At 62.6% G+C, this 26969-nt stretch carries 29 protein-coding genes and 3 tRNA genes; 22 read left to right on the top strand and 10 right to left on the bottom strand.

Annotated features, from left to right (window positions below):
• Positions 1-2: 2 nt before the first annotated feature.
• The 13 genes from SP5_RS03570 (at position 3) to SP5_RS03510 (ending at position 12781) form a co-directional block, all read left to right on the top strand.
• Positions 3-341: a MoaF-related domain-containing protein gene (locus tag SP5_RS03570; protein ID WP_217995677.1), complete on the top strand. Its 339-nt coding sequence runs from the start codon at positions 3-5 to the stop codon at positions 339-341.
• A complete protein-coding gene (locus SP5_RS03565) occupies positions 334-1080 on the top strand; it encodes an SDR family NAD(P)-dependent oxidoreductase (RefSeq protein ID WP_042484162.1) in 747 nt (248 codons plus the stop codon). The genes SP5_RS03570 and SP5_RS03565 overlap by 8 nt, the downstream gene beginning before the upstream one ends.
• A 120-nt stretch (positions 1081-1200) precedes the next feature.
• Positions 1201-1926, top strand: a complete 726-nt coding sequence (locus SP5_RS03560; RefSeq protein WP_245613389.1) for a recombinase zinc ribbon domain-containing protein — start codon at positions 1201-1203, stop codon at positions 1924-1926.
• 725 nt (positions 1927-2651) lie between these two features.
• Positions 2652-4673 (top strand): AAA family ATPase, encoded by a 2022-nt coding sequence (locus SP5_RS18405; RefSeq protein WP_167334670.1) that lies wholly within the window; start codon positions 2652-2654, stop codon positions 4671-4673.
• Positions 4673-5182: a hypothetical protein gene (locus SP5_RS03550; protein ID WP_042484159.1), complete on the top strand. Its 510-nt coding sequence runs from the start codon at positions 4673-4675 to the stop codon at positions 5180-5182. The genes SP5_RS18405 and SP5_RS03550 overlap by 1 nt, the downstream gene beginning before the upstream one ends.
• Positions 5183-5551: 369 nt before the next feature.
• Positions 5552-6058: a hypothetical protein gene (locus tag SP5_RS03545; protein WP_052811389.1), complete on the top strand. Its 507-nt coding sequence runs from the start codon at positions 5552-5554 to the stop codon at positions 6056-6058.
• Positions 6055-7827 (top strand): phage terminase large subunit family protein, encoded by a 1773-nt coding sequence (locus SP5_RS03540; protein WP_042484156.1) that lies wholly within the window; start codon positions 6055-6057, stop codon positions 7825-7827. The genes SP5_RS03545 and SP5_RS03540 overlap by 4 nt, the downstream gene beginning before the upstream one ends.
• Before the next feature lie 77 nt (positions 7828-7904).
• Positions 7905-8465: a hypothetical protein gene (locus SP5_RS03535; RefSeq protein ID WP_042484153.1), complete on the top strand. Its 561-nt coding sequence runs from the start codon at positions 7905-7907 to the stop codon at positions 8463-8465.
• Between the two features lie 311 nt (positions 8466-8776).
• A complete protein-coding gene (locus SP5_RS03530) occupies positions 8777-10159 on the top strand; it encodes a phage portal protein (protein WP_042484151.1) in 1383 nt (460 codons plus the stop codon).
• Positions 10143-11975: a prohead protease/major capsid protein fusion protein gene (locus SP5_RS03525; protein WP_052811387.1), complete on the top strand. Its 1833-nt coding sequence runs from the start codon at positions 10143-10145 to the stop codon at positions 11973-11975. Before SP5_RS03530 ends, SP5_RS03525 begins: the two co-directional genes overlap by 17 nt.
• A 2-nt stretch (positions 11976-11977) precedes the next feature.
• On the top strand, positions 11978-12193 hold the full coding sequence (locus SP5_RS03520; RefSeq protein WP_042484148.1) for a phage head-tail joining protein: 216 nt from the start codon (positions 11978-11980) through the stop codon (positions 12191-12193).
• Positions 12194-12195: 2 nt separating this feature from the next.
• Positions 12196-12513 (top strand): DUF2190 family protein, encoded by a 318-nt coding sequence (locus SP5_RS03515; protein WP_042484145.1) that lies wholly within the window; start codon positions 12196-12198, stop codon positions 12511-12513.
• An 82-nt stretch (positions 12514-12595) separates the two neighbouring features.
• Positions 12596-12781, top strand: a complete 186-nt coding sequence (locus tag SP5_RS03510; protein ID WP_042484143.1) for a hypothetical protein — start codon at positions 12596-12598, stop codon at positions 12779-12781.
• Here SP5_RS03510 and SP5_RS03505 read toward each other — a convergent pair.
• From SP5_RS03505 to dapB, 4 genes are all read right to left on the bottom strand, one after another.
• Complete coding sequence (locus SP5_RS03505) at positions 12778-14067, bottom strand: tyrosine-type recombinase/integrase (RefSeq protein WP_042484140.1); 1290 nt, start codon at positions 14065-14067, stop codon at positions 12778-12780. The two genes, SP5_RS03510 and SP5_RS03505, sit on opposite strands and share 4 nt — an antisense overlap.
• A 128-nt stretch (positions 14068-14195) precedes the next feature.
• Positions 14196-14272 (bottom strand) — tRNA-Arg (locus SP5_RS03500).
• A 46-nt stretch (positions 14273-14318) separates the two neighbouring features.
• Positions 14319-14987, bottom strand: a complete 669-nt coding sequence (gene nth / locus SP5_RS03495; RefSeq protein ID WP_042484138.1) for an endonuclease III — start codon at positions 14985-14987, stop codon at positions 14319-14321.
• A gap of 6 nt (positions 14988-14993) precedes the next feature.
• Positions 14994-15722, bottom strand: coding sequence for a 4-hydroxy-tetrahydrodipicolinate reductase (dapB, locus tag SP5_RS03490; RefSeq protein WP_042484135.1), 729 nt, complete (start codon positions 15720-15722; stop codon positions 14994-14996).
• Between the two features lie 347 nt (positions 15723-16069).
• Here dapB and SP5_RS03485 point away from each other — a divergent pair, with 347 nt between their 5' ends.
• Entirely contained in the window at positions 16070-16573 is a 504-nt protein-coding gene (locus SP5_RS03485) for a hypothetical protein (protein WP_042484132.1), read from the top strand.
• A 265-nt stretch (positions 16574-16838) separates the two neighbouring features.
• Positions 16839-17540, top strand: a complete 702-nt coding sequence (locus SP5_RS03480) for an NAD-dependent deacylase (RefSeq protein WP_042484130.1) — start codon at positions 16839-16841, stop codon at positions 17538-17540.
• Here SP5_RS03480 and SP5_RS03475 read toward each other — a convergent pair.
• Both SP5_RS03475 and SP5_RS03470 read right to left on the bottom strand, forming a co-directional pair.
• Positions 17530-18321, bottom strand: a complete 792-nt coding sequence (locus SP5_RS03475) for a 3'(2'),5'-bisphosphate nucleotidase CysQ (RefSeq protein ID WP_042484127.1) — start codon at positions 18319-18321, stop codon at positions 17530-17532. The two genes, SP5_RS03480 and SP5_RS03475, sit on opposite strands and share 11 nt — an antisense overlap.
• Positions 18308-19654 carry a TldD/PmbA family protein gene (locus SP5_RS03470; RefSeq protein WP_042484125.1) on the bottom strand — a complete coding sequence of 449 codons (1347 nt, stop codon included), beginning with the start codon at positions 19652-19654 and terminating at the stop codon, positions 18308-18310. The genes SP5_RS03475 and SP5_RS03470 overlap by 14 nt, the downstream gene beginning before the upstream one ends.
• A 182-nt stretch (positions 19655-19836) precedes the next feature.
• Here SP5_RS03470 and SP5_RS03465 point away from each other — a divergent pair, with 182 nt between their 5' ends.
• Positions 19837-20001, top strand: a complete 165-nt coding sequence (locus tag SP5_RS03465) for a hypothetical protein (RefSeq protein ID WP_217995676.1) — start codon at positions 19837-19839, stop codon at positions 19999-20001.
• 16 nt (positions 20002-20017) lie between these two features.
• Here SP5_RS03465 and SP5_RS03460 read toward each other — a convergent pair whose 3' ends face one another.
• The 3 genes from SP5_RS03460 to SP5_RS03450 form a co-directional block, all read right to left on the bottom strand.
• Entirely contained in the window at positions 20018-20326 is a 309-nt protein-coding gene (locus SP5_RS03460) for a polyhydroxyalkanoic acid system family protein (RefSeq protein WP_042484120.1), read from the bottom strand.
• 116 nt (positions 20327-20442) lie between these two features.
• A tRNA-Gly gene (locus tag SP5_RS03455) sits at positions 20443-20516 on the bottom strand.
• 43 nt (positions 20517-20559) lie between these two features.
• A tRNA-Tyr gene (locus SP5_RS03450) sits at positions 20560-20645 on the bottom strand.
• 169 nt (positions 20646-20814) lie between these two features.
• Here SP5_RS03450 and SP5_RS03445 point away from each other — a divergent pair.
• Entirely contained in the window at positions 20815-22425 is a 1611-nt protein-coding gene (locus SP5_RS03445; RefSeq protein WP_042484332.1) for a M20/M25/M40 family metallo-hydrolase, read from the top strand.
• On the top strand, positions 22425-23168 hold the full coding sequence (gene rlmB / locus SP5_RS03440; protein ID WP_042484117.1) for a 23S rRNA (guanosine(2251)-2'-O)-methyltransferase RlmB: 744 nt from the start codon (positions 22425-22427) through the stop codon (positions 23166-23168). Before SP5_RS03445 ends, rlmB begins: the two co-directional genes overlap by 1 nt.
• A gap of 436 nt (positions 23169-23604) precedes the next feature.
• Here the strand turns inward: rlmB and SP5_RS03435 are convergent, their stop codons facing one another.
• Complete coding sequence (locus SP5_RS03435) at positions 23605-23922, bottom strand: 2Fe-2S iron-sulfur cluster-binding protein (RefSeq protein ID WP_042484328.1); 318 nt, start codon at positions 23920-23922, stop codon at positions 23605-23607.
• A 69-nt stretch (positions 23923-23991) separates the two neighbouring features.
• Between SP5_RS03435 and SP5_RS03430 the strand changes: the two genes are divergently transcribed.
• The 4 genes from SP5_RS03430 (at position 23992) to SP5_RS03415 (ending at position 26862) form a co-directional block, all read left to right on the top strand.
• Positions 23992-24621, top strand: a complete 630-nt coding sequence (locus tag SP5_RS03430) for a DNA-3-methyladenine glycosylase family protein (protein ID WP_042484114.1) — start codon at positions 23992-23994, stop codon at positions 24619-24621.
• A gap of 183 nt (positions 24622-24804) precedes the next feature.
• Positions 24805-25257, top strand: coding sequence for a DUF2721 domain-containing protein (locus tag SP5_RS03425; protein WP_042484111.1), 453 nt, complete (start codon positions 24805-24807; stop codon positions 25255-25257).
• Positions 25254-25652: a DUF4345 domain-containing protein gene (locus SP5_RS03420; protein ID WP_042484109.1), complete on the top strand. Its 399-nt coding sequence runs from the start codon at positions 25254-25256 to the stop codon at positions 25650-25652. The genes SP5_RS03425 and SP5_RS03420 overlap by 4 nt, the downstream gene beginning before the upstream one ends.
• A 43-nt stretch (positions 25653-25695) precedes the next feature.
• Positions 25696-26862 carry an MBL fold metallo-hydrolase gene (locus SP5_RS03415; protein ID WP_042484107.1) on the top strand — a complete coding sequence of 389 codons (1167 nt, stop codon included), beginning with the start codon at positions 25696-25698 and terminating at the stop codon, positions 26860-26862.
• Positions 26863-26969 lie beyond the last annotated feature (107 nt).

Below are 26969 nucleotides of genomic sequence, written 5' to 3'. Positions count from 1 at the left end.
GCATGATGACCGACGAAATTCAATTTCCCTATGCCACGCGATCGTTCATCGTCAATTACGGCGACGGACTGGTGTTCCGTAACAGTTATCTTGCCGATGGAAAGTCGGCAACGGTTGAACACCTTGAGGGAGCCATGAAGGGATCTTTGTCGACCTCAACCTTCAAGTGGTTCGAGTTAGGCAATGGTGAATATATCCTATCTTGGCAGGAGGAAGACAAATCCACAGTCGTGCATTGTGACAATTTCGAAAAGAAGACAACTCGGTCCTTCTACACGATGATGGACGGAAGCTTTTTCGAGCTGTCCGGGAAGATCACAAGCGAGACGGCCCATGTCTGATCGGCAGAATAAGGTGGCCTTGGTGACAGGTGCCTCTCGCGGAGTGGGCCGTGCGGCTGCGATCGCACTTGCGTCCGCTGGCGCTCATGTGCTGGTTCACTACAATTCGAACGGGCAAGCGGCCGATGCTGTTGTTGCTGAAATCTCGAATCGAGGAGGAAGTGCTCAGACGGTGAGCGCCGACCTTGGCACGCCCGACGGACCTTTCGGCCTGTCAGCCGCCGTTCGCAGGATCGCCAATGGCAAGATCGACATTTTCGTTTCGAACGCCGGTATTTGCCGGCCTCTCAGCCTGAGAAATACGACCGCTGAGGACTTCGACGAACAGTTTGCCGTAAATGTCAGGGCGCCCTTCTTTCTGGTCCAGCAACTTGCTCCGATGATGCCGTCAGGCGGCAGCATCGTGCCCACCTCTTCGCTGGCCGCTCGAACGACCGTAGGTGAGCTTTCCGCTTATGCAGCGTCGAAAGGCGTAATCTCAATCCTGGTCATCCAACTGGCGGCGGAGCTTGGGAAGCAAGGCCTTCGGGTCAATGGCATTGCGCCTGGTATCGTCGCCACGGACATGTCCACCTTCATCGAAACGAAGGAGGGCCATGATTTCACGCTCGGACTGCAATCCATCAAACGGATTGCAACAGCCGACGATATCGCCGCGGTGATCGCTTTCCTGACGAGCGACGCTGCCGGTTGGATCACGGGCGATGTCATCCACGTCGATGGTGGTTCCAAACTCTAGCAGGCCCTTCCCGCCTCTCGATCCATGGCGAGAAACGTGATCGAGCCTGCGGGGCTTCGCAAGTCGAATCGCCTCTGACTGAACCGACGGCGAGCAAGGTCAACCAAAACCAAACAAGGCGTGCGCGGGGTTTCCAATGGCCCGACGCTGCTGAACGGCATCTGCTTTTGCGCGAAGTGCGGCGGCGCGATGACCCTGCGCACGAGCAATGGTGATGGCGGGCAGTATAGCTATTCCACCTGCTCGACCAAGGCGCGGCAGGGCAAGACGGGCTGCGAAGGTCGCTCGATCCGCATGGACAAGCTCGACCATCTGGTCGCGGGTCATCTCGACCGGCGACAGGAACGGGCCGAGCGCCGCTGCGAGCATCTGGCAGACTTGAACCGGCGAATCACGGAAACCGATCAGCGCCTTAACCGGCTCTACGACGCGATAGAATCAGGCGTCGCAGCGCTGGACGACGTGGGACTGAAAGACCCGATCGCCAATCTGAAAGCGATCCGCGATCAGGCCACGGCCGATGCCGAGCGGATACGGATGGCACTCGACGGCTCCGGCGATCGGGCCGTGACGCCGGAGATGATCGACGCGCTTTCGCAAGTCGCGCGCAGGAGCTTGCGGATCGAAGGCGGCGGCTATCAGCGAGATCACCTGCGCGTCTTCGCCCAGCGCGTCGAGGTCGCCGATGACGAGGTTCGCATCATGGGAAACAAGTCGGACCTGCTTCAAACCCTCGTTGCCGCTTCGAGCGGGGAAACGGCGGCGTTTGCGGTTCGCAGTTCTGTACTGAAATGGCGCACCCGACATCCGCCATTTTGTGCTACACAATTCCCTAAATCATTGTAATAAAACAAATAAAAATTTGCCTGTTTTCAAAATGTGTTGCAAAATGTGTTACACATTCGTTAGGTGACTCTAAAATGACGAGGTTCGAATCCCCGTCGCGTTAGTCGGCAAAATGACAGTCATCACAAAGGCCATATTTCCCGGCGCTGGCGAGCGCCAAACGGAAGGCCCTTCCACAATGAATGCAGTCCGCATCGGCACCTTCGACAGGCATCGGCCTCATACTCGCCAGTCGCGCATCCGCGTTAGCCCGCGTCCGTCGCTCTAGCTCCGCTTCGACTTCCTCTTTCGACCAGCCAGACATCGCGGCCTTCTCCCGATTGATCCGCTCGCATCTTAGCACGGAAAACTTAGTTTTTTCGTTGATTGTGTGTGAAGTAAAATCACCATAGTAAAAAGCTATTTTACAAGCAATAAACGCCTAATGGAGCGTCTTTGTAAAATGAAAACAGACAAAGGTAATGTATCAAAATGGTACATCGAATCTATATCTGGCGTTTTGTGAGCGGTTGAGATAAAAAGAAAGGGCGAGTGCTGGTCCACACTCGCCCTTAGTCTCAACCAAACAGCAGATGAGGTGCTGTCATATGAATATATACTCGAATTCCCGAAGGGGCGCAACCCTGATTTCGCCGCTGGATCGTCCGCTCAAGGTGACGCGGTTCCCTCGACAGTCGGCAAGTCGCAAGGATGACCTCACGCTCTCATTGCGCGAGTTGGCGGAGGTGATCAAAGACGAATGGGCTGAATACAAGGGGGACTTGCCCTGGCTCAAGCTGGCCCGTTTCGGGAATACCCGCTCGGATAAGGGCAGCCTTCGCACGAACGCCAACATGCAGGCGATCAGCGGCATTGAGCTAGACTATGATGATGGCGACATATCACCGGCTCGCGCTCGCGCCATCCTGTCGGAGGTAGGCATTGCCGCTCTCATCTTTACCACCCCTAGCCATATGCAGCCCGGAAAGGGCAACAGGTGGCGTATCCTTTGCCCTACCAGTCGAGACCTCGACCCTATCGAGCGCGAGAGGCTTGTGGCGCGAATCAATGGCCTTTTCGACGGGGCGTTTGATCCCGCGTCCTTCACGATGTCGCAGTCGTTCTATTACGGTAACGTCGAGGACGGAACACCTGTCCAGACCTACCTTGTAGACGGCGGGTATATCGACCATGCGGACGATTTGGATGAGGTGGCATTAGGTCGCGACGGAAAGCCCTATCGCGAGCGCCGGGAGCGTGAGGCCAACGACAACCACGAAGGGGCAACCCGCCCGCAGCACGTCGCCGACTCGGCCCTTATGTCTATCCCGAACGAAGGTGATCGCAGTTGGTGGCGTGATATGGCAGCGGCGCATAAGTCAGCAGGCGGATCGTTCACCGTATTCGATGGATGGTCGAAGGGGCATGACAGCTACAGCCGTCGCCACACTCGCGATACGTGGGACGATCTCGATCCTGAAAAGGAAGGCGGCATCACGGAACGGTCGCTTTACAGCGCCGCAGCGGATCACGATTGGCGTGACAGCGAGCTCGATGAGCAAACCCTCGCCGACCTCGACGACTACGATGCCGATCTTGAAGCCCTGATCAAAGAAGACAAGGCCCACGCCGCCGAAAGGCAGAAGGCCGACGATTCCGCATTCTTGAAGCCGGTCAGCAGCTTTGCGAGCAAGCGAGTGCCTAAGCGTGAATGGCTCATCCCTGATCTGATTCCAAACCGGCAGGTAACGGATTTGTCAGGTGATGGTGGCACCGGCAAGAGCAATCTGGCTTTGCAGCTTGCCGTAGCAGTTGGCACCGGCAGCCCGTTTCTAGGGGAGCGAGTGGACCGTCCGGGGGCAGTTTGCGTCATCGCAGCGGAAGACGAGGAAGATGAGTTGCATCGTCGGTTCGCGGACATCTGCCGGGAACGCAACCTCGACATGGCCGACCTCGACAATGTGTGGGTGCGTTCGATGGCAGGCGAGAACGCCATTCTTGCCGAGCCGACTCGCAGCGGTGGATTGAAAGAGACGGCTATTTACGAACGCCTCGAACGCATCATGTCCGAGCGTCATTACTCGTTGCTAATACTCGATACTAGGTCGCATCTCTACGGTGGCGAAGCAAACAACACGAACCAAGTCACTCAGTTCATCAACATGCTCAAGCACCTCGCAATCCAATACGATTGCGCGGTCCTCCTCCTATCGCACCCTTCATTGACTGGCATGAATACCGGCACTGGATCGGGATTTAGTGTCGCGTGGAACAACGCTGTTCGGTCTCGCCTGTATCTTGAGCGCGTCAGAAACGATGACGGCACGGAAGACGATACCGACGCTCGCGTCTTGCGGACTATGAAATCCAACTACGGCCCGACCGGAGGGGAAATCCGCATGACTTGGCGGCGCGGTGTGTTCGTCGCCGACGCCGAATTGGCGGATGACGACGATGATGGCGATAGCCGCCTGCCTGTCGATAACCTGTTCCTCGAAATCCTCGACGCCATGACCGAACAGGGGCGGTATGTCTCGCATAATACAGGGCCGACCTATGCACCGTCTCTCTTTGAAGGGCATCCAAGGGCCGGACACACCAAAAATCGAACGTTCAAAAATGCGATGGAGCGCCTGCTCGATGCCGGTGAAATCGTGATTGCCGAACATGGCAAGGGCAATAGCAAGCGGACGCACCTTGAACGGGCGTCCAGTCAACCGCCGACCGGCAACCGTCGCCGAAACCGTGAAATTCAGGAGCTTGTCTAATGATCAGCGATTCAGAACTCATTGATGAAATGAACGACGGGACGACGGTGCGGATGCAGCCCGATCCGACGCCGACGAACATTATCGGCGAGCGGGCAATCTTCCATATCGACCGGCTGGACGCCGCGCCGGGATGGCCGGAAGGCTGGTATCCGTTCTGCTATGTGCAGGACTATCATTATCGCGACCGTGATGGCACGACGTTGCAGGTGTGGCGTTGCGGAGATCAGCTTTTCGCATCGCGCATCGGTGAATTCGAGCCGTTGCGATGGATTGGTCGCGAAAGCTCAAACGTCCCGATGCTGCATTGGCGCGACATATTCACTCCGCGCACCGCAGATCAGTTTTACGATGATCTTGTCGCACGTCGCGTCGATCGTGATCGCTTCCGCAATGAAATCGACTGGCGAAATTGGTGCGCGATACATGCCGACGAAATCGTGAAGATGCGCGAGGACAATCACCGCAGGCAGATGCGCAAGATCGAAATCGCGGAGTTAGCGGGATGAGTGACGTTCTGAAAACAGCAAATCGCCTGTTCGAAATCCGTGAATCCGTGGTCGCAACAGGTCGCAACGCAGGTCGCAACGCCAAAAACACAGGGTCGCAACGCAGGTCGCAACGGGGTCGCAACGGTCAAAAACAGGGTCGCAACGCCCACTTTTCGGGGTCGCAACGGGTCGCAACATATACCCTATATACTACGTATATAACCGCTAGCCGCCTTTTGGCGCGGCTGGCTTCGCGGTTTTCTTATCAGTTGTGTCAATCCGTATCACGGTCAACCGGCATAGGTTCTTCCCGGTGGGTGGCCGATGCGGGGGACATCGAGCGCAGCCCATCAACACATACAAAAATTTTAGAATCGGAATCAGACAATGAGAAATCGTCGCGCTGAAATCCTCGAACTTGCTGGCGAGCCGGAAAACGACAACTTCCGTTCCGGCGCTATCGCGGAAGAATTGAGTGCTGCCGAACTGGCGAAACTGTTTGGCGTTGTCGAGCGCACAATTCACACCCTCGCGACAAAGCACGTCCTTCCGAGAAACGACGCGGGCAAATTCGACACTCGCGATTCCATCCGGCGCTATGTCGAGTTTTCCCGCAAGCGCGACAGCGAACTTGAAACAGCGAAGGTCCGGCTGGCGACCGAACAGGCCGACAAGATCGAATTGCAAAACGCGCTCGCCCGCCGCGAGATGCTGCCTGCCGCCGACGTGCAACGCGAATGGGAGTCCGTGCTTCGCGATCTTCGCGCCTCGCTCCTCGCGGTATCGTCGCGCATCGGCACCCGTCTGCCCGGATTGACCGTTCACGACATTGCCGAAATCGACGCTGAAATCCGGGCTACCCTCGAAACGCTCGCAGGGGAAGACCTGTCATGACCGAATATCCGATTGCGCTTGTCCGTCGCGCCGCCCTCAGATCGCTTCGCCCGCCGCCGAAGATCGCCCTGGCTGATTGGATCGAGTCGAACGTCTATCTGCCGCAGACCGTTTCGGCGCTTCCGGGCCGCATTCGCCTGTTCGAGTATCAGCGCGGCATCTGCGATGCGATTGACGATCCGGCCATCTCGAAAATCAGCGTCATCAAGTCGGCCCGCGTCGGCTGGACGACGCTTCTCACCGGAACGGTCGCCGCGTTCGTCTCTAACTCGCCCTCGAACATCCTCACCGTCCTGCCGACGCAAGACGACTGTCGGGATTATGCCGTCACCGACATCGAAGGCACGTTTGAAGCCAGTCCGGCCTTGCGCGGCCTTCTCGCTGCCGAGAACGACGAAACGGGCCGCTCGACTCTCCTCAGCCGGAAGTTTCCCGGTGGATCGTTGAAGCTGGTCGCCGCGAAATCCCCGCGCAATTTGCGCCGCCATGCCGCGAAGGTGCTGGTCATGGATGAAATCGACGGGTTCGAGGTGAGCCAAGAGGGCGATCCTATCGAACTGGCGACGATGCGAACGCTCACCTTCCGCGACCGGAAGATTCTGGCCGGTTCGACCCCTGTCTTTGACCATGGTCCTATCAGCAAGCTCTATGCCCAGTCCGATCAACGCATCTTCGAGGTGCCTTGCCCGGAATGCGGGGACTTCAACGAAATCCAATGGTCGCAAATCCATTGGGATGAAGGGCAGCCGGAAACTGCCGCCTATGCCTGCCCTCATTGCGGCTCGCTGATCGCCGAACGGTACAAGGCCAGCATGGTCGCCAAGGGCCGCTGGCGGGCCACAGCGCCCGACGTGAAGGGCCATGCGGGTTTCCGCGTCAACGCCCTCGTGTCGCCTCACAGCAACGCAGCATGGGGCAAGCTGGCTGCCGAGTTTCTGGCGGCGAAGGACGATCCGGCGACGTTGCAGACATTCGTCAACCTGACACTGGGGCAGCCGTGGCGGGAAGTCGCCGACGAATTGGACGAAGGGGAGCTTGCCGGGAAGCGGGAGCCGTTCGGCCTTGCGGCCATGCCGCACGACTGCCTGCTTGTGACGGTGGGTGTGGACTGCCAAGACGACCGGCTCGAACTCGTGTTCGTCGGCCACGGCAAGGAGGGCCAGACGTTCGTCCTCGCTCATTCCGTCATCTGGGGAGCCATAGACGCGGAAACGACGTGGCAGGAGCTTGAGGACGCCTTGCGTTCGACGTGGAAGCACCCGAACGGCGGCACCCTTCGAGTCGACGCTGCCGTGATCGATAGCGGCGACGGCGGGCATACCGACATCGTGACTAGCTTCACCCGCTCGCGGTTCTCCCGGCGCATCGTCGCAGGAAAGGGCGTCCCCGGCTTCGCCAGGGCGAATTTGCAGCGGTCCACGACGAAGGGAGCGCCGCTGTTCCTGATCGGCGTGGACGGCCTCAAGAGCCAGCTTTTCACCCGCCTCGCTCGCGGCAATTCCGTGCGGTTCTCAGCCGACCTCGAACCGATCTATTTCGAGCAACTGACCTCAGAGCGGAAGGTGGTCCGATACTTCAAGGGACAGCCGGTGCGCCGGTTCGAGCGCATCCCCGGCAAGCGGGCCGAAACGCTGGACGCGACCGTCTATGCCATCGCAGCGCGGACGCTCGTGACCATGAACCTCGATCGTCGTGAAGATGAGCTATCGACGGCAGCCGCACCGAAGCAGGTGCAGACCGTGTTCAAATCCTCCTACTTAAATCGCTAGATTTCTTCCTTATAAGGCATTTACTCCTCATAAGTTAGTTGCTATAAGGGGACCATCGCAATTGTGAGGACGACGAAATGGCAACTGTCTCATATATCCCGACTTTCAAACTGGTTTCCCTTCTGCAAGCCGCCGATCCGCAAAAGTCGTTGAATGTCCGTGTGATGAATTCAACGACGCTTTCCCTTGAAAACGATACCTTCAAGCAAATTGCGACTATCGATTTTGCTACCGAGGAAGTGACGAACGTCGAAGGGCGCGTTCCGCTCGCCATCGTCGAAACCCCAAAAGCATCAAGGAAGCGGGGCGAGTATGAACTTGTCGCCTTCGGCAGAGAGGTCAAAGCATATTCTCTAAAGGACTTGCTTGCGGAAGGGTTGAAGGCGTTAGAAGAGCATAAGCCGGGGACGCTAGAATCTCTTTCCAAGGTAAAGCCGGGGACAAAACGCATTGTTGCTCGCAACCCCGCAGACTTGTTCGACTCTGAGGGCCTGTCTGAAAAATATTCAGCGAAGCTGTCTGAAATCTGGTGGTACGGAACCAACAATTCCGCGCAAGAAACCGAGGCTTGGCTCAAGCGGGCTTGCGATTGCGCTGGCGTCGAATGGAATAGCTCAGACTTCGCGATGAATTCGTGAACGGAAAAGGCCGGTCCCCCGCAAAGAGACCGGCCTTAGCCACGTACAACCCCTATGGAACTAACGTGGAGCAATCGGACACTACACCCCCCCGCCGATTTGCCGCAAGCTCTTTCTTCATTGTAAAATACGATTTTACAAGCATTATCAATAACTTGACTCCTGATTGCAGATAAGCGATTTATAGCCCATGCAGCCGTGAACCTAGTCCAACTCCCGGCTTAACGCTGATCAGCTTGGCGGCGGGCTTCGATTCAACAGATGGAATCAGTTCGTCCGATACCCGTTCGCCAAGGCCGGGAGTTGGACTCGTGGGACTATTCGATTTCTTCAAAGCAAGGCAGTCCAAGCCTCAGAGCCAGCGCATGTTGGAAGCGACTTCCGGCAAGCGTTGGTCAAACACGCCCGCCTTCGGCCCGATGGCTGCCGAGGTGGCAGGCGGTGCAGCCCGCGTCCGTGGCCGCGCTCGCCATCTTCGCCACAACGATCCGCTGGCAGCCAATGCCGCCGCCATCTATCGCACCGGCCTTGTCGGATATGGCGTGACAGCCGCAAGCCAGCATTCGGACGCTGGCACCCGTTCGACGATCGATGAGGCGTTCACGGCATGGGCCATCGCCTCGCAGTTCGCCGAGTTGCAGGCCGAGATTATCGACGCGCTCGTGACAGACGGTGAGGCCATCGTGGTCATGCGAACCGATGACGATGGCGAGTTGCGCTTGCAGCATATCCCCGCCGAACAGCTTGATGAGTCCATGACTGTCGAGCTTGCCGGGGGTGGCTATATCGCCAACGGCGTCGAATTCAATGCCAGCGATGAAATCGTCGCCTACCACATTTTCAAGACGCGGCTGACCGACATCTTCCCGTCCAGCCAGACGCCTGTCCGCATCCCTGCCGAAGATGTCATTCATCTGTTTCGCCGCGCTGGCGCTGGTCAACATCGCGGCCTGTCGTGGTATGCGCCTGTCGTCCTGCCGCTCAACGAACTGTCGCAGCTTCACGACGCCTTGCTGGTATCGGCCAAGATACAGGCGATGATGTGCGGCTTTGTCCAAGACCTCAATGGGACCGGCACGGCCTTCGCCGATGGCCTGCAATCCGCGACCGCAATGGACATCTCGCTTGAACCGGGAACCATGCGCGTCCTGCCGTCCGGTTACAGCGTCACCTTCTCCAATCCCGCTCAAATGCAACAGAGCGTCGATTTTGCATCTCATAGCATACGATTGATTGCGGCGGGCATGCAGGTGCCGGAATTCCTTCTCAGCGGCGACATGCGCAACGTCAACTATTCGAGCGCCCGTACCGCGCTTGTGCAGTTCCGGCAGCACCTCGAAGCCATCCAGTTCACGCTTCTCGTCCCGAAGCTGTTCACGCCCGTCTATCGGCGTTGGCTCGCCCTGGCTGACCTCAATGGCACGATCGAAGCCGGTGACGATGCGGCTGCCGTCGAATGGTTCTTCCCGGCAATGCCTTGGATCGACCCCAAGAAGGATGCCGAAGGCACCGCCGCCATGATCGCCGCTGGCCTCATGAGCCGCAGGCAGGCTGTCGCCTCACTGGGGTTCAATATCGAAAAGCTCGATGCGGAAATCGCCGCAGATCGCGACCGCGCCACCCGACTCGGCCTGTCCTTCGCGCAATCGTCCGCACCGGCCAATAAGGAGAACGCGAATGCCGAAGACGACTAATCAGCGCATCGGACGCAAGCCGCCCGAATGGGAGCGGCACGAGAAGGACGACGTGACCATCGGCGAAAACGCTATTCACGGCCATCTGCCGGTGATGCTCGCCCGCGCCGCCACGGTGGCCGGTCAGTTCGACTCCGACGCCATGACGATCACCGCAGTCATCGCCACGGCCACGCCCGTCCCGCGTCGTGACGCCAAGGGCATCTATGGGGAAGTGCTCGCGCCTGCCGGTTTCCGTTCCGAGGAGGAAGTCCCGCTTCTCGACGGCCATGCGCAGGGCAGCATCCGCAACGTCATCGGCATCGCCAAGAATATCCGCCTCGAAGGCGATCAGGTGCTTGCCGACCTTCGCTTTTCGACCGCCGACGACGTGCAGCCGATTGTCCAGCGCGTGAAGGACGGCACGGCAAGCCGGTTCTCTGTCGGCTATCGCATCCTCAATTTCACAGATTCCCTGTCGGGAATGTCCCGCACCCGCACCGCCACGGAATGGGTGCTCACCGAAGTCAGCCTTGTGCCTTTGGGCGCTGACCCTAATGCCCGAAGGAGGGCCGCAAACATGCCTGAACACGAAGAACTCACCATCGCGCCGGAAGCCGAACAGCAGCAGATTCGCAGCCTTGCCGAACTGGCTGGCCTCACTCGCGGATGGGCCGAAGATCAGATCGACTCCGGTGCAACCCTCGAAACCGCTCGCGCCGCCGCTCTTGCACATATGCAGGGCCGCAGCCAGCAGACGCGCATCCGCACGGTTGCCGCCAACGATGATCCCGCCGCGCTGGTCCGTCGCCAGACTGACGCGCTCGCTTTCCGGGCTTCCGGTGGCGAACTGCCGGAAGACGCTCGCCAGTATGCCGAGATGTCTTTCCGCGACCTCGCTGTCGCCTCGCTCGAACGGGCTGGCGTATCGGTTCGCGGCCTCAGCACCGACGAGATTTTCCAGCGGGCCGCGTCGATGACGACTTCGGATTTCCCGCTGATCGTCTCGAACGTCGCCAACAAGATCGCCCTCGAACGGTTCAATGCCGCCGCGTCCGGTCTCATGCCGCTGGTCCGCAAGCGCACCTTGCCGAACTTCAAGGCGTCCACCTCGATCCGTGCCGGTGAGCTTGGCGAATTGAAGCCGCTGGCCGAGGATGGCGAAATCCAGCATACGGGCCGCACCGAGAACGGCGAGACGTTGAGCCTTGGCACCTATGCCGCTGGCTTGAACGTCTCCCGTAAGCTCCTCATCGACGACGATGCGAACCTGCTTGGCGACATGACGGCAGCCCTTGCCGATGCCGCCGCCGCGACCGTCTCGAACAAGCTGGCGGGCCTTCTGATCGATGAGCACAAGCTCTCCGACAATAAGGCCGTGTTCCATGCCAGCCGTGGCAACCTCGCGGGGGCTGGCGGCGACCTGTCCGTCGCGACCCTCGACTTCGCCCGCAAGTCCATGCGCGTCGTGAAGGGGCTGGACGGCAAGACGATCGTCGGAGCCGCGCCGAAGTATCTGGTTGTCGGTCCCGAGATGGAAACGGCTGCTGAGCTTGTGCTTGCCGCGATCTATGCCGCCGACATCGCCAGCGGCAACCCGTTCGCTCAGAAGCTCACCCTGCTTGTCGAGCCGCGTATCTCTGACAAGCGTTGGTTCGTGTTTGCCGAACCGTCGCGCCTGCCGGTGTTGCAGATGGCCTATCTGTCGAGTGCTCAGGGAGTCCAGATTCAGCGGACTGAGAACTTCGACACTTTGGGAATCCGTTACAGGGCCTTCCTCGACTTCGGTTGCGGCTGGTCCGACTGGCGCGGTGCCTACAAGAATCCGGGCGTCTGATCATGGCGAGCCTGATCGAACTACAGGCGTATCGTGGTCGGCTCGAAAGGGCCGTCTATAGCGGCACCCGCAGGCTGAGGGATGCCAATGGCGAGGAAATCGAGTTCCGCAGCCAGACCGAGTTGAAATCCGCCCTGGCAGCATTGGAGCGAGCCATTGCCGCCGCTCACCGCAAGTCAGCATCCACCATCCGCTTTCAGACCTCGAAAGGACTCTGATCATGAAGAACTTCATTCAACAGGGCGTCAATCTGACCGTCCCGGCACCCGCCAACACCCTCAGCGGCGATGTCGTCATCATCGGCGAGCTTCACGGCATTGCCAGCATCAACGCCGCCGAAGGGGCTGACCTCGTGTTCGTCACCGAAGGCGTGTTCGAACTGCCGAAGGTGGCAGCCGAAGCGTTCGAAATCGGCGATCCCGTCTTCTATGACGCTGGCGACAAGCTGGTCACGTCGGTTGATACCGAACCGCAGATCGGCGTTGCCGTGACCGTTGCAGCCGCAGACAGCGCCACGGTTCACGTCAAGCTGACCTGATCGGCCTTTACCATGATTGAAGCCTCCGGTGGCGTCACGGCTGCCGGGGGCTTATCTTTGAGGGCAAAGAAGGGAATCGGAGATGGCCGTAACACTCGAAGAACTGAAAAAGGCACGTCGCATCGTTGCCGAGTTAGCGGAAGCCAATCCCCTGCTTGCGCCGGTTTTCGAGCGATTGGACGATGAATATCAGGCTATGGCAGGACGGCGCGAAACGCCAATCCAGAAGATCGCTCGCCAGCGCCGGGAAATCCGCGACCTCGTTTAGATCGCAATCGCTTTCAGCTTCTCGTGCATGAGTTCGAGCGTCGGCCCTTTGCCATACTTCTCGCGGTCCAGCTTATGGCCGAACAGTTGCCGCCTCATCCTGTCGTCAAATTCAGCAGCGATCATGCGATCTTCAAAGGCGTGTCGCAGCGAATAGAGAACGTGCTGGTCCGACTCCATCAAGCCGTTTTCGCGCATGAATTTGTTGATCGTCGCTGAGAACGTATCCTTGCCGCGATAGGACGGAAACCCCTTCGGGCATTCCTTGAAGGCTTTCAGCGATATGCCGGTGAGCGGAATAATCCGCTTCGATTGCTGGTTCTTCAATTGCCTGCCGACAGGCTCAATCGAGATATGCGGCACCTTGTCGGCGAGACGGATATGCTCAGGCAGCAGCCCTGCTATCTCCGATGGCCTCGCGCCAGTGTTGATCATCGCCAGAAGGATGCAGCGGGCTTCGACATTAAGGCCATCCAGCGCACCGTCTTTGAGGATAACCTCGCGTATCCATTTGTCGGAAAATGGTGGCCGCTCGCGCTCATCACCCCGTTCGTCTTTGAAAGACAGGTCAGCCAGAATTTTGTTCAAGTGATCGTCGAGACCGAGACCGAGCCGGGAATTCGCGGTTCGCAGAACGTGACCGACGTGGATCGAGTCCTTGTTGGCGGAATTGGCAACTAAGTTTTCTTGCAGCATCCGGTCACGCCACCAATCGCGAAACTTCACCATGTCGGCTCGCGTGATGGCAGAGATTTCCTTATTGCCGATTTGGGCAACTAAGTTTTTGATGGCTTTGATTTTGGGGTTTCGCCATTTGCGAATCTGATCAGCACTCTTGCCGCGTTCCTTATCGGCCTCATGTTCCCAAAAGACCTCAAGCGCCTTTTCGATCCTGATAGCCGGTTCTTCCACGCCACCTAGCACGGCATTGCCGATACGCTGGTTCGCGCTCCCGTCGCGGTTTTCGGGAACATTAAGGGCGCGTTTCACAATCTCCTCAATCGGTCCCGCTGCAAGAGCAGGGGCGGCGACGAACGAAAACCCGCGATGATCGGCTATGTTCTTCGCAGCATCGTATCGGGCTTGAGCACCGCCGTTGTCGCCGCGAAGGGCTGACTCCCACCCTTCGACCAACTGAGTCCATATTTCATCGGCTTTGCGAACGGCGAGTTTCTGCGAGTCGGTATGCAGCGATACGGCGACATGCTCGCGCACCTCGATCGAGCGAAAACGAAGGGGGACGCGCTTCCTGAGATGATATGTCGAGCCGCGAAGGATGATTGCCATGCGCAAGAGATACAGTCGCAGAAACCGTGTCGCAAGCCGCGCATGTGCGCAAAATGTGGTGCGAAATGTGTTACAAAAATCGCCCTAAAATCAGAAGATATTGATTTTACTGGAGAATTTTTAGAAAATGGCGCACCCGACAGGATTCGAACCTGTGGCCTCTGCCTTCGGAGGGCAGCGCTCTATCCAGCTGAGCTACGGGTGCGTGGGCTGGCCGACTAGCATCGCGGGGCACCCCGCGCCAGTCCTTTTTATGCGGCGGCTGCTTTTCCGTTCCTGGCAACGGGGGCCGGGGTCTTGGGGCGATAGGCGCACAGGTCCTCGACCGGACAGCGCCAGCATTCGGGCCGCCTGGCCTTGCAGATATAGCGACCATGCAGGATCAGCCAGTGATGCGCATGGAGCCGGAATGGCGCAGGGGTCGCCTTGTCCAGCTTCAGCTCGACCGCCAGCACCGTCTTGCCCTTGGCCAGGCCGATGCGGTTGCACACGCGGAAGATATGCGTGTCGACCGCGAAGGTCTCCTGCCCGAAGGCGGTGTTGAGCACCACATTGGCGGTCTTGCGCCCGACGCCGGGCAGGCGCTCGAGCGCGGCGCGATCCTCGGGCACTTCGCCGCCATAGTCGTCGACCAGCATCTGCGACAGCGCGATGACGTTCTTGGCCTTGGTGTTGAACAGGCCGATCGTCTTGATGTGCTGCTTGAGCCCCTCTTCGCCCAGTTCCAGCATCTTCTGCGGCGTATCGACCTTGGCGAACAGGGCGCGGGTCGCCTTGTTGACGCCGATATCGGTCGCCTGCGCCGACAGCGCGACCGCGACGACCAGCGTATAGGGATTGCGATATTCCAGCTCGGTTTCGGGATGCGGGTTCGCCTCCGCCAGCCGGCGATAGAATTCGACGATATCGGCCTTCTTCATGGGCGCTTACAGACCCAGCACGTCGCCCATGCGATAGCGGCCCGGCACCTGCCCCGCGAGCCACAGCGCGGCGCGCACGGCCCCGCGCGCGAAGATCGTCCGGTCCTGCGCGAAATGGCCGAGCGTCAGCCGCTCGCCCTCGCCCGCGAAGATCACCTCATGGTCGCCGATCACCGAGCCGCCACGCAGCGCCGCCATGCCGATCGTACCCTCGGTCCGCGCACCGACCAGCCCGGCGCGGCCATCGACACGCAGCTCGGACAGGCTATGCCCCCGCCCCGCCGCCGCCGCCTCGCCCAGCAGCAAGGCGGTGCCCGAGGGCGCGTCGACCTTGTGCCGGTGGTGCATCTCGGTGATCTCGATATCCCAGTCGGTGCCCAGCCGCGCCGCCGCCTCGCGCACCAGATTGGCGAGCAGCGTGATGCCGAGCGAGGTGTTGCCGGTCTGGAGCACCGCGATCTCCGTCGCGGCGGCATCGATCGCGGCGTGCTGCGCGGGAGACAGGCCGGTGGTGCCGATCACGATGGGCGTGCGCGCCGCCCGCGCCGCCGCCAGATGCACGTCGAGCGCGCCCGCAATCGAGAAGTCGACCAGCACGTCCGCCGACTTGGCCAGCGCATCCGGATCGTCGCGCGAATCGCACCCGCCCGCCAGCGTCGCGCCCTCGCCCTCGATCAGGTCGGCGATGGCACGGCCCATGCGACCGGCGCTGCCATAGATACCGATGGCGGTCATGCGGGGGCTCCGATGAATGAGAAGCAGGAGGTCGTCACGCCGGGCTCCTTGACATAGGTTGCGGCCGGAGGAAACTGGCTGGAGGCGGTCCAACTTGCGATCAGCAACGGCTTGTCCATCGGATTAGCGTGATTTTCTTGCCAGACCCACGGAGATGAGCCCCAAAAAAGGTTTGAGAAAATGGCGCCCCATAGGCTGAAATAATGTATTTTTCTTGGTTATCCATTTTGCACATATGAGCGCCGTGTAGCAAATGGGGCAAGCGCTGGTAATCCTCATTCGAAATTCGAACTTCTACGCCATTTTAACGCGCTGGCGACGCCCCACGAATTGGATAGCTTTGCTGCATGGACGATGACGATTGGCCTATGGCCGACCCGCAAATCAGGAAGGATTATGAGGCGGAGCTTGGCCGCTTCCTGCTCGCGCACAATGAGGTTGATTACAGGCTTACCCAAGTCATCAGGCAATGCGTTACTCATTTGGGCGGCAATTCCGCGCTGATCGGAAGGCTGCAGGCGGGCAGCTTTGACAACAGGCTAACCATATTTGAGTTACTGCAATCATTCAGGCATGAATTGAGAGACCTAGACGTTAATCACCTCCGGAAACTTAATGCTGACCGCAACAAATTGGCACATGGGCACATGGACCAGAACCCGTTTGACGGCTCCTATGAGATACTGGACCGGCAGAAGTTTCAGCGGCGAATGGCCTTCCCGATTGACGCAATTGTCACGGGTCGGGAAACCCTAGAGCGCATAGCGGACAATCTGAACCTGATGGAATGCCGGTACGAGTTCGACGATTTGGAGATTGAGGATGCCGACCCGCCCGCGACCCGAAATTGATTTAGCGATGCGAGAGAGGGTTCCCCTGACAGTCTCTGTTGCCTCTCCTCCGTCCGGCCTGCCGCCATGGACCGCACAAATGACCGTCCAGAAAAGCCCATAGCATGACGACACGGGTTTGACCCGAATGAGTCCCTGTCCTCCAGGGGAGCGGCGAGTCGATCTCAAGTCATCCCGATCCAACGAGCGCCTGGGACCATCGCCGTCCCCGACAAGACAATTCCATCCCTTTCGAACGATCCATTTCCACGATAGCCATTCGGGCATGCACCCCATCCGCAACATCGTCATCCTCACCGGCGCAGGCGTCTCCGCCGAGTCCGGCATCGCCACCTTTCGTGGTCCCGGCAGGCTGTGGGAGGGGCATCGGGTCGAGGATGTCTGCACGCCCGAGGCGCTCGCCGCGGATCCGGACCTCGTTCACCGCTTCTACGACCTGCGGCGGGCGGCGCTGGCCGGTGTCGCGCCCAATGCGGCGCATGAGGCTTTGGCGCGGCTGGACCGGGAATGGCCGGGCGCGTTGCTGATCGTCACGCAGAATGTCGACGACCTGCACGAGCGGGCGGGGGCAGAGCGGATGCTGCATATGCATGGTGCGCTGAAGCAGGCGCTGTGTGCCGCCTGTGGCGAGCGGTTCGACTGGCCGGGCGATCTGCCGCACGGTACGCCCTGCCCCGCCTGCGCCGCGCCGCGCTTGCGACCCGACATCGTGTTCTTCGGCGAGATTCCCTATCATATGGAGCGGATCGAGGCGGCGCTGGCCAAGGCCGATCTGTTCGTGTCGATCGGCACCTCGGGCGCGGTCTATCCGGCGGCCGGGTTCGTGCGGATGGCGAGCGCTTATGGCGCGGCGACGCTGGAGCTGAATCTTGATCGGTCGGAGGGGAGCGGCTGGTTCGACGAAAGCCGCCTCGGCCCGGCGGGGCAATTGGTGCCCGAATGGGTGGAGCAGATGCTCAGCCGGTAACGGGAACGATGACCTCGCGCGCACGCGGCGTGAGCCGCTCGAGCGCCGGGTCCTGAAGGCCCCGCGCCGTCACCAGTACGCCAAAGGCGCGCGGGTCGGGCTTGTTGAAGAGCAAAGGCTGGCCCAGGGCATCGGCGACCCCTGCTCCGGCTTCGGAGGCGATCAGCGCGGCGGCGGCGATGTCCCACTCATTGCCCCAGCGCAGCGTCGCGACGAGATCGGCTTCGTCGGCGGCGACCATGGCGATGCGCAACGCGATCGAGTTGGGCTTGAACACCGCGACCAGATCGCGGTCGGCCTTGGGCAGCGCATCCACGGGCACGCGCGCTCCGGGCATCTGGTGGCAATAGCCCGCGCTGAGTGCGCTGCCGTTGCGGGTCGCGCCATGCCCCGCCTGCGCCAGCCACAGCTCGCCGCGCGCGGGCGCGGCCAGTACGCCGATCACCGGCACACCGTCCTCGACCAGCGCGACCGACACCGCCCAGCCCTCACGTCCGCGGATATAATCGCGGGTGCCGTCGATCGGATCGACCACCCAGACGCGCCGAGCCGCCAGCCGGTCGGGCTTGTCCGCCGTCTCCTCGGACAGCCAGCCCGCATCGGGGATCAGCGCGTGGAGCCGGGCATAGAGCATCCGGTCGACATCCAGATCGACCTCGCACACCGGGCTGCCCGGCGTCTTTTCCCATTGCCGGAAATCAGTGCGCCAGCGGGCGAGCGCCATCGCCGCCGCCTCGCGCGCCGCCGCCACGACAGCAGGGATCAGCTCAGCCGCTGGCAACCGTCATTCCATCGATGCGCAGCGTCGGCACATTGACGCCGTAGCGGAATTCCAGGTCGTTGGCCGGGGTCATGCCGAGGAACATATCCTTCAGATTGCCTGCCACGGTGAACTCCGCAACCGGCTCGGCGATCCGCCCGTTCACGATGCGAAAGCCCGCCGCGCCCCGGCTATAGTCGCCGGTGACGGGGTTCACGCCGCTGCCGATCAGTTCGGTGACGTACACACCATCGGCGATGTCGGCGATCAGCGTGTCGACCGGCACGCGGCCCGCCGCCATGAACAGGTTGCTGGTCGACACGCCCGGCCCGCCGCCGGTGCCGCGTGCGGCATGGCCGGTCGGCTCCAGCCCCAGCTGCCGGGCCGAGGCCGAATCGAGCAGCCAGGTCTCCAGCACCCCGTCTCCGACGATGGCGGTCGGCGACACGGCCAGCCCCTCGCCATCGAACGGGCGCGAACGCAGGCCGTGCGGGCGGTGGGGATCATCCTCGATCCGGATGCCCGCCGCCATCACCCGCTCGCCCAGACGGTCGAGCAGGAAGCTGGTCCGCCGCGTGATCGCCGCCCCCGCGATCGCCGAGACGAGATGGCCGACCAACGACGATCCGACGCGCGGGTCATAGACGACCGGCATCGCGCCGCTGGCCAGCTTGGCCGGATTGAGCCGCGCCACGGTCCGCTCGCCCGCGCGCGTGCCGATCGCCTCGGGGCTTTCGAGCAGGCGACGCAGGCGGGCGCCATGATGGGCATAGTCGCGCTGCATGTTCGCGCCCTCGCCCGCCACCACGCTGACCGACAGCCCGTATCCGGTGGCGGCATAGCCCGCCGCGAAGCCATGGCTGGTCGCCAGCGCCGAGACGACGCGCGAGGCGGAAGCCCCCGCCCCTTCCGAATTGGTCACGCCCGCCACGGCACGGGCGGCCTCCTCGGCCTCCAGCGCGGCGGCGCGCAACGCCTCGGGGGCGACCTCGCCGCCATCGTCCAGGTCGAGCATCGGCGGCGCACCGCGCAACAGCCGTTCCTCGGGCGCGAGCCCGGCCCAACGATCCTCGGGCGCCTCGCGCGCCATGGCGACCGCGCGCTCGACGGCGCGGTCCATCGCATCGCCCGACAGGTCCGAGGTCGAGACACTGGCCGAGCGCCGCCCGACAAACACGCGCAGGCCCAGGTCCTCGCTTTCCGACCGGCCGACATCCTCCAGGGCGCCCAAGCGTACGGATACTTCGAGCGCGGCGTCGGCGGCAAAGACCGCGTCGGCGGCGTCGGCTCCGGCGGCACGGGCGCGGGCAACGATATCGGCGGCCCGGTCGCGGGCCTGTTCGGGGGTCAGCATGGGTCAGGACTTAAGAGCGGTTGGGCGGGGATGCCAGTCCCTGTCGCATCGCCGTGGCGAGTTCCGCGCCCTCGCCTTCGCTTCGGCCGGTCGGAGACCGTCGCTGAACCGTCCGGCAATCGGGACGTTGATCCGCCATGTCCACCTCGCCGCCCTGCCGAAACCCCGTTTACCAGAAGGCCGTGCTTCGCCTGTCCGCCGGGCGCGCGGTCGAGCTGCGGCTGAAGCTGCACCTCACCCGTGGCGGATTGCTGGCGGTCGGCGGGCTCGTTTCGTCGATCCTGTTGTCGACGGCCGTGCTGGTCGGCGTCGCGACACGGCACCTGCCCCGTCGCGACCATCGATAGGAAGGATTACGCAGGCTTACGCCTTGCTCAGCATCTTTTCGGCGCTGGTCTTCACGAACTCGCCGATCGGCCCGGCCATCATCGACAGCATCATCGGGATCGCCACCGTTCCACGAAGCGCGGTGTCGGCGATCTCCATATCAGCCTTCACCGTCTGGCCCATGGCGATGATGGTCAGGATCAGGCGATCCTCGGCAGGCCATTCGGACGACACCTGGCCGCCACCGGGGATTTTCGCTTCCAGCTTGGGGAGCCCCTGCTCGATCCGGCGCCGGGCTTCGGCATGACCCAGAGAGTGGGGGATGTCGAAATTGACCGATGCCATCAGGTGGGATTCTTTCTCATTCGGGAATGAGACTCGAGTGACCCGCTTTGCCATGGGGGTCAAGCGCTATGCGGCGAAATAATATACCACTCGCACATGCCGAATATGTCGGAGGATGGAGCGGGTAACGGGAATCGAACCCGTGTATTCAGCTTGGAAGGCTGCTGCACTACCATTGTGCTATACCCGCTCAGGTCCAGCGCCGCTGATCGACCCTAGCCGATTGGCGGGGATGGTGGAAGGGACTGGATTCGAACCAGTGTACGCTCACGCGGGCAGATTTACAGTCTGCTGCCTTTAACCACTCGGCCACCCTTCCGGGGTGTCACTCCATCGGAGCGAGGCGCGCCCAATGCCGAAGCTCGGCCGGCCTGTCAACGCCGATTTGCACGATTTTTCGTCGGCCATGCCTGATCGGGTTGCTTGCATGTCGCGCAATCGGGACATAGCCTTTGACCCATTCAAGAGACACCGGGGGAAATATCATGATGCGCCCATCCTTGCTCGCCGCGGTCGCGGCGGCCGCGTTGTTGCCCGCCGCCATGGCGGGCGCGCAGGACCGTAATGCTGCCAACCGGCTGATCGACGAGGGCATGAACCACAGCCAGGTCATGCAGACCGTGCAGCATCTGACCGACGTGATCGGCCCGCGCATGACCAACAGCCCGGCGATGCGCACTGCGGAGGGCTGGACCGCGGAACAGTTCGCCAAATGGGGCCTGAAGAACGTCCATAAGGAAGGCTTCGCGTTCGGGCGCGGCTGGTCGATCGAGCGCGCCAGCGTGCGCATGGTGTCGCCCCGCCCGCTACAGCTGACCGCCATCCCCATCGCCTGGACGCCCGGCACGAACGGTGCGGTGACCGCCCCCGTCATCGTCGCGCCGATGAAGCGCGAACGCGACTTCGACAAGTGGCGCGGACAGCTGCGCGGCAAGATCGTCATGGTGTCGATGCCCGGCACCGGCGACGAGCAGACCAGCGCCCCCTTCCGCCGCCTGACCGGCGAGGACATCGCCAAGCTCGACGTCTATGTCCAGCCCGAGCATGATCCCGAGAGCGCCGACCGCCGGATGAAGCGGCTGGACTTCGCGCAGAAGCTCGACGCCTTCCTGAAGGCCGAGGGCGCGGTGGCCTATGTCACGCAGAGCTATCGCGACGGCAAGCTGGTCCACGGCGAGGGCTATCTGTTCGGGCGCGGCGAAACGCCCGCCGTCCCCGGCATCGAACTGGCCGCCGAGGATTATCGCCGCCTCGCCCGCCTGACCAGGACCGGCCCCGCCCCGACGATCGAGGTGCTGAGCGACGTTCGCTATGATGACAGCGACGTCAACGCGTACAACATCATCGCCGAAATCCCCGGCACCGACCCCAAGGCGGGCTATGTGATGGCGGGCGCGCATCTCGACAGCTGGGTCGCGGGTGACGGCGCGACCGACAATGCGGCGGGCAGCGCCATGGTGATGGAGGCCGCGCGCATCCTGGCCGCCACCGGCCAGCGGCCGAGGCGCACCATCCGTTTCGCGCTCTGGTCGGGCGAGGAGCAGGGCATCCTCGGCTCCATGGCCTATGTCGAGCAGCATCTGGCGTCGCGCGGGCGACCCGACGATGCGCCGCAGTCGGGCCTGAAGCGCTATTATGGCTGGACCAATCGCTGGCCGATCACGCCCAAGCCGGGCTACGGCGACCTGGCGGCCTATTTCAACATCGACAATGGTTCGGGCAAGCTGCGCGGGATCTATGCCGAAAACAATCCGGCGGTGGTGCCGATCCTGAAGGAATGGCTGTCGCCCTATGCGGCGATGGGTGCCGGGAACGTCGTGCAGCGGACGACGGGCGGCACCGACCATGTCTTCATGCAGGCGGTCGGGGTACAGGGCTTCCAGTTCATCCAGGACCCGCTGGATTATGGCAGCCGCACGCATCACAGCTCGGCCGATACCTTCGACCATCTGAAGGCCGACGACATGCGCCAGGCGTCGGTCGTGCTCGCCGGGGTCTTGCTCGCGGCGGCGAATGCGGACAAGGCATTGCCGCGCCCGCCGGTGCCGACGCAACCGGCGACGACCAGACCCTTTGATTTTACGGACAACGACGACTGATGGCACGCCGAGGACATCGCCCCAGCCAGGCTTCATCCAACCGCCCCCGTTTCTGGGGACGGCATGCGGTGACGGCGGCGCTCGCCAACCCGAACCGGACGGTGCGCAAGATCTGGGGCACGCGCGAGGCGCTGGCCGCGCTCGACCTGCCGCCGGTCCTGCCGGTCACCTTTGCCGATGTCGCCGATCTGGGCCGACTGGTGCCCGCCGACGCGCCGCATCAGGGCCTGGTGGCTGAGGTCGATCCGCTGGAGGATATCTGGCTGGGCGATCTGCTGCACGAGGTACAGGATAACCAGCGACCGCTGGTCGTGCTGGACCAGGTGACCGACCCGCACAATGTCGGCGCGATCCTGCGCTCGGCCGCCGCGTTCGACGCGGTGGGCATCGTGACCCAGGACCGGCACGCGCCGCCCGAATCGGGCACGGTCGCACGCTCGGCCAGCGGCGCGCTGGAGACGGTGCCGTGGGTGCGCGTGGTGAACCTGGCCCGCGCGCTGGAGGAGATCGCGGAAGCCGGGTTCTGGCGAATCGGCCTGACCGGCCATGCCAACCAGACGCTGGCCCAGGCGATGGGCACGCAGCGCATCTGCATCGTGCTGGGCGCCGAGGGCGAGGGCATGCGCCAGAATACCGAAGCGCATTGCGACGAACTCGCCAAGCTGCCGATCAGCCCGAAGGTGGAGAGCCTGAACGTCTCCAACGCGGCGGCAATCGCGCTGTACGCGGTGGCGGCGCGGTGATCTTCCGGGCGGCGGGGCCGGTCCCTGCCGCCTTTTTTGCGCGGGGCGAAGGGCGGGACGTGCGCTTCGACTTCGCTCAGCGTGAACGGCTGTTTGTCCTGATGGCCACCATCCCCGTCCTCCGTTCAGCCTGAGCGAAGTCGAAGGCTATGGGATGAAGGTTCGCGCGGAGACGCGGAGGCGCGGAGATGGTGTATCTGGCCGCAAGGCCTCTCCATCCTCGCCAGCCGCCGCAAAAGTCTGCCGGTCGTGATGGCCGACTCCGCTCGCCCGACGCCGGACATCTCCGCGCCTCCGCGTCTCCGCGCGAAAAAATCTTTCGGGTAAACCGCATCGCCACCCGACAGGACACCACCTCCGCGCCCTCCGCGCCTCTGCGCGCAAAAAAAGAGGCGGGGCCGAAACCCCGCCTCCGACGTTCCGACGCAATGCGCCGTCAGTCCTCCGCCGCGATCCGCACCCGCATCCCGTCCTGCGCCGCGCCGAAGGGCAGCTGGCACGACAGGCGCGAGGTTGCGTCGCGGTCGCTGGTCGAATCGAGCAGGTCGTCCTCATCCGGGCCGAGCGCGGGCAGCGTGTCGGCAAAGGCCGGGTCGACATGCACATGGCAGGTCGCGCACGAACAGCAGCCGCCGCACAGCGCCAGCAATTCGTCGACACCGGCATCCCGGATGACTTCCATCACCGACAGACCGGCCTCGCCGTCGATTTCGCGTTCTTCCCCGTCGCGGGTCACGACGATAAGCTTGGGCATGTCCATTCTCCTTGTCGGCCCTGATATTGAAAGCGCCTCTGCCGGGCCTGAACGCGCGGATCAAGCATCATGGGGCTGAGCGCCGAACAGATTCGCGAAAGCATGGACGCGCTCGCCGCCGTCGAGCCCGCCATCGCCGCCGCGCTGGACCGGATCGGCTACCCCGCGCCGCGCATCCGGGCGCGCGGCTATGCCACGCTGGTGCGCACCATATTGGGCCAGCAGGTGTCGGTCGCCTCGGCCGATGCGCATTGGCGGCGGCTGAACGAGCTGCTCGGCGATGCGAGCGATCCGACGCGACTTCACGGCGTCACCGACGAGGAACTGCGCGGTGCAGGCATCTCGCGGCAAAAGGCGGGGTATCTGCGCAGCCTGGCCGAGGAAGTGACGAGCGGTCGTCTGAACCTGTCCGCCCTGCCCGAGGATGACGAGGACGCGATCGCCAAGCTGGTCGCGGTCAAGGGCATCGGCCGCTGGTCTGCGGAGGTCTATCTGCTGTTCGCCGAAGGCCGCACCGATATCTGGCCCGCGGGCGACCTCGCCGTGCAGATCGAGATGGGGCGCATCCTGGGCCATGACGCGCGGCCATCGGAAAAGCGGGTTCGCGAACTGGCAGAGGCCTTTCGTCCGCACCGTAGCGCGCTCGCGATCTTTACATGGCACCATTATGGCGCCGGAGCCGACGCCGCGCCGGTGTGATCCTCCTCGCTCGCGGGGAGGTGGCAGGCCGCAGGCCTGACGGAGGGGGGCTTCGGCAAGGGCTTCGCTCCGTCGCACGCCCCCTCCACCACCCTGCGGGTGGTCCCCCTCCCCGTGCCGGGGAGGATGATTGATCCACTTCTCCCTTGCCCCGCCCGACCCGAAAGGCCACCATTTCCGACCATGCCCACCCTTCCCGCCGTCGCCACCATCGCCCAGACCATCCAGCTGTCGCTGGCCCCGGTCTTCCTGCTCGCCGCGATCGGGCAGTTGCTGAACGTGCTGGCCGGGCGGCTGGCACGGGTGATCGACCGGGCGCGCGGGCTGGAGATGCTGATCCACAAGATCGATGACGGCCCCGAACTGGCCCGCCACAAATGGGAACTGCGGCTGCTCGACCGGCGCATGTCGATCATCAACGCCGCGCTGTTCCTGTCGGTGTCGAGCGCGGTGATGGCCTGTATCGTCATCGCCGTGCTGTTCATCGCCAATCTCGGCAAATTCCATATCGGCACCTGGATCGCACTGGCCTTCATCCTCTCGGTCTGCCTGCTGACCATGTGCCTGGTCGCTTTCATGGTCGAGGTCCGCATCTCGCTGCGTGCGATCCATGTCCGCAAGGAAATCCTGGATTGAGCGTCACCCCGACCGAGCGACGTGCCTTGCAGGCCGTGGTCGCCATCGCCTGTCTGGTGCCGCTGACCATCGGCGGGATCAGCATCGTGCGCGGCCCCGGCTGGCTGGGCCATGCGCCCGTGATCCCGACCGACCTGGACAGCCAGTTCCGTTATGTCTCGGGCATCTTCTTTGCCCTCGGGCTCGCCTTCACCACCTGCGTTCCCGGCATCGAAGGCAAGGGCGCGCGGTTTCGCCTGCTCGGCCTGCTGGTGGTGGGGGGCGGACTGGCGCGGCTGCTGTCCTGGGGGACGATCGGCGCGCCTTCCCCGGGGCATCAGCTGGGTCTGGTGATGGAACTGGGGGTCGTGCCGCTTCTTATGCTCTGGCAGGCCCGCATCGCGCGCGGTCGTTGACCATCAGGAGCTTTGCGATGCATTTTTCGAACCGGGCTCCCTCATGACCATCGTCCGCCGGATCGCCAAGGGACTGGCGCTGATCCTGATCCTCGTCGGCCTGGCCGCGACGATCGTGCCGCATTATCTCGACCGTCTCTATTATGAAGGGCCGGAGAGCGGCCATTATGACGGCGAGCGCTTCTCCAACCCCGATGGCGATGCCGATACGCGGCGGATGCCGACACGCGGCGGGCGCGGCGGCTTTCTGTGGCGACAGCTGACCGGCGATGACGGCCGCCCCGCATGGCCCGAAGCGGTGCCGGTCCAGCCCTCCAGGCCCCAGGCCCGTGTCGAGGGACAGCGGATGGTCGCAACCTGGATCGGCCATGCGACCGTGCTGGTCCAGACCCAGGGCCTCAACATCCTGACCGATCCTGTCTATGCCGAGCGTGCCGGCCCCTTCGGCTTCGGCCCGAAGCGGGTGGCGCGGCCGGGCGTGGCGCTCGACGACCTGCCCCGGATCGACCTGATCCTCATCAGCCACAATCATTACGACCATCTGGATCAAGCCACATTGCGCCAGCTCTGGCAGCGCGACCGGCCGCTGGTCGTCACCAGCCTGGGCAATGACAGCGTGATCGGCCAGGTCGGCGTGCCCGCCACCGCGCTCGACTGGGGGCGGGAGAAGGTGATCCGGCCCGGCATCTCGGTGGCCGTCACGCGCAACCATCATTGGGGCAGCCGCTGGTTCGCCGATCGTAACCGCGCGCTGTGGTCCAGCTTCGTGGTGAAGCTGCCCGGCGGCAATATCTTCTTTGCCGGCGATACCGGCATGGGCGATGGCCGCTGGCCGGAGGAAGCGGCAAAGCTTGGCCCGGTCCGGCTGGCGCTACTGCCGATCGGGGCGTTCCGCTTCGAACCCGGCCAGATGGCCTCGGGCAGCCATGTCGGCCCGCCGCAAGCGGTGCAGGTTTTCGAGCGGCTGGGGGCCTACACCGCGATTCCCATCCATTGGGGCACGTTCCGCCTGTCCTATGAGGGCTATGATACGCCGCCCAAGCTGCTGGATGCGGCGATGGCGTGTTCGGGGGCGCGGGGTCGGTTTGCGGCGGTTCGGCTGGGTCAGCCGGTGGAGATCGCGCCGTTCCGGGCTGCGGGTGCGGTACGGACCAGCGATGCGGCGATGCGGACTTGCCTCGACACGCCGCAGGTCCGGGCTTTGCGATAGGGATTCCCTTGGCCTTCGACTTCGCTCAGGCTGAACGGGGTTTGGTATTGAAACCCTCTCCCCCCCTCCATTCGGGCTGAGCGAAGGCGAAGGCCACGCCCCAAACA

The sequence above is a fragment of the Sphingomonas parapaucimobilis NBRC 15100 genome (assembly GCF_000787715.1).
Lineage (GTDB): Bacteria > Pseudomonadota > Alphaproteobacteria > Sphingomonadales > Sphingomonadaceae > Sphingomonas > Sphingomonas parapaucimobilis.
This window is presented reverse-complemented; position numbering and strand designations above follow the sequence as displayed.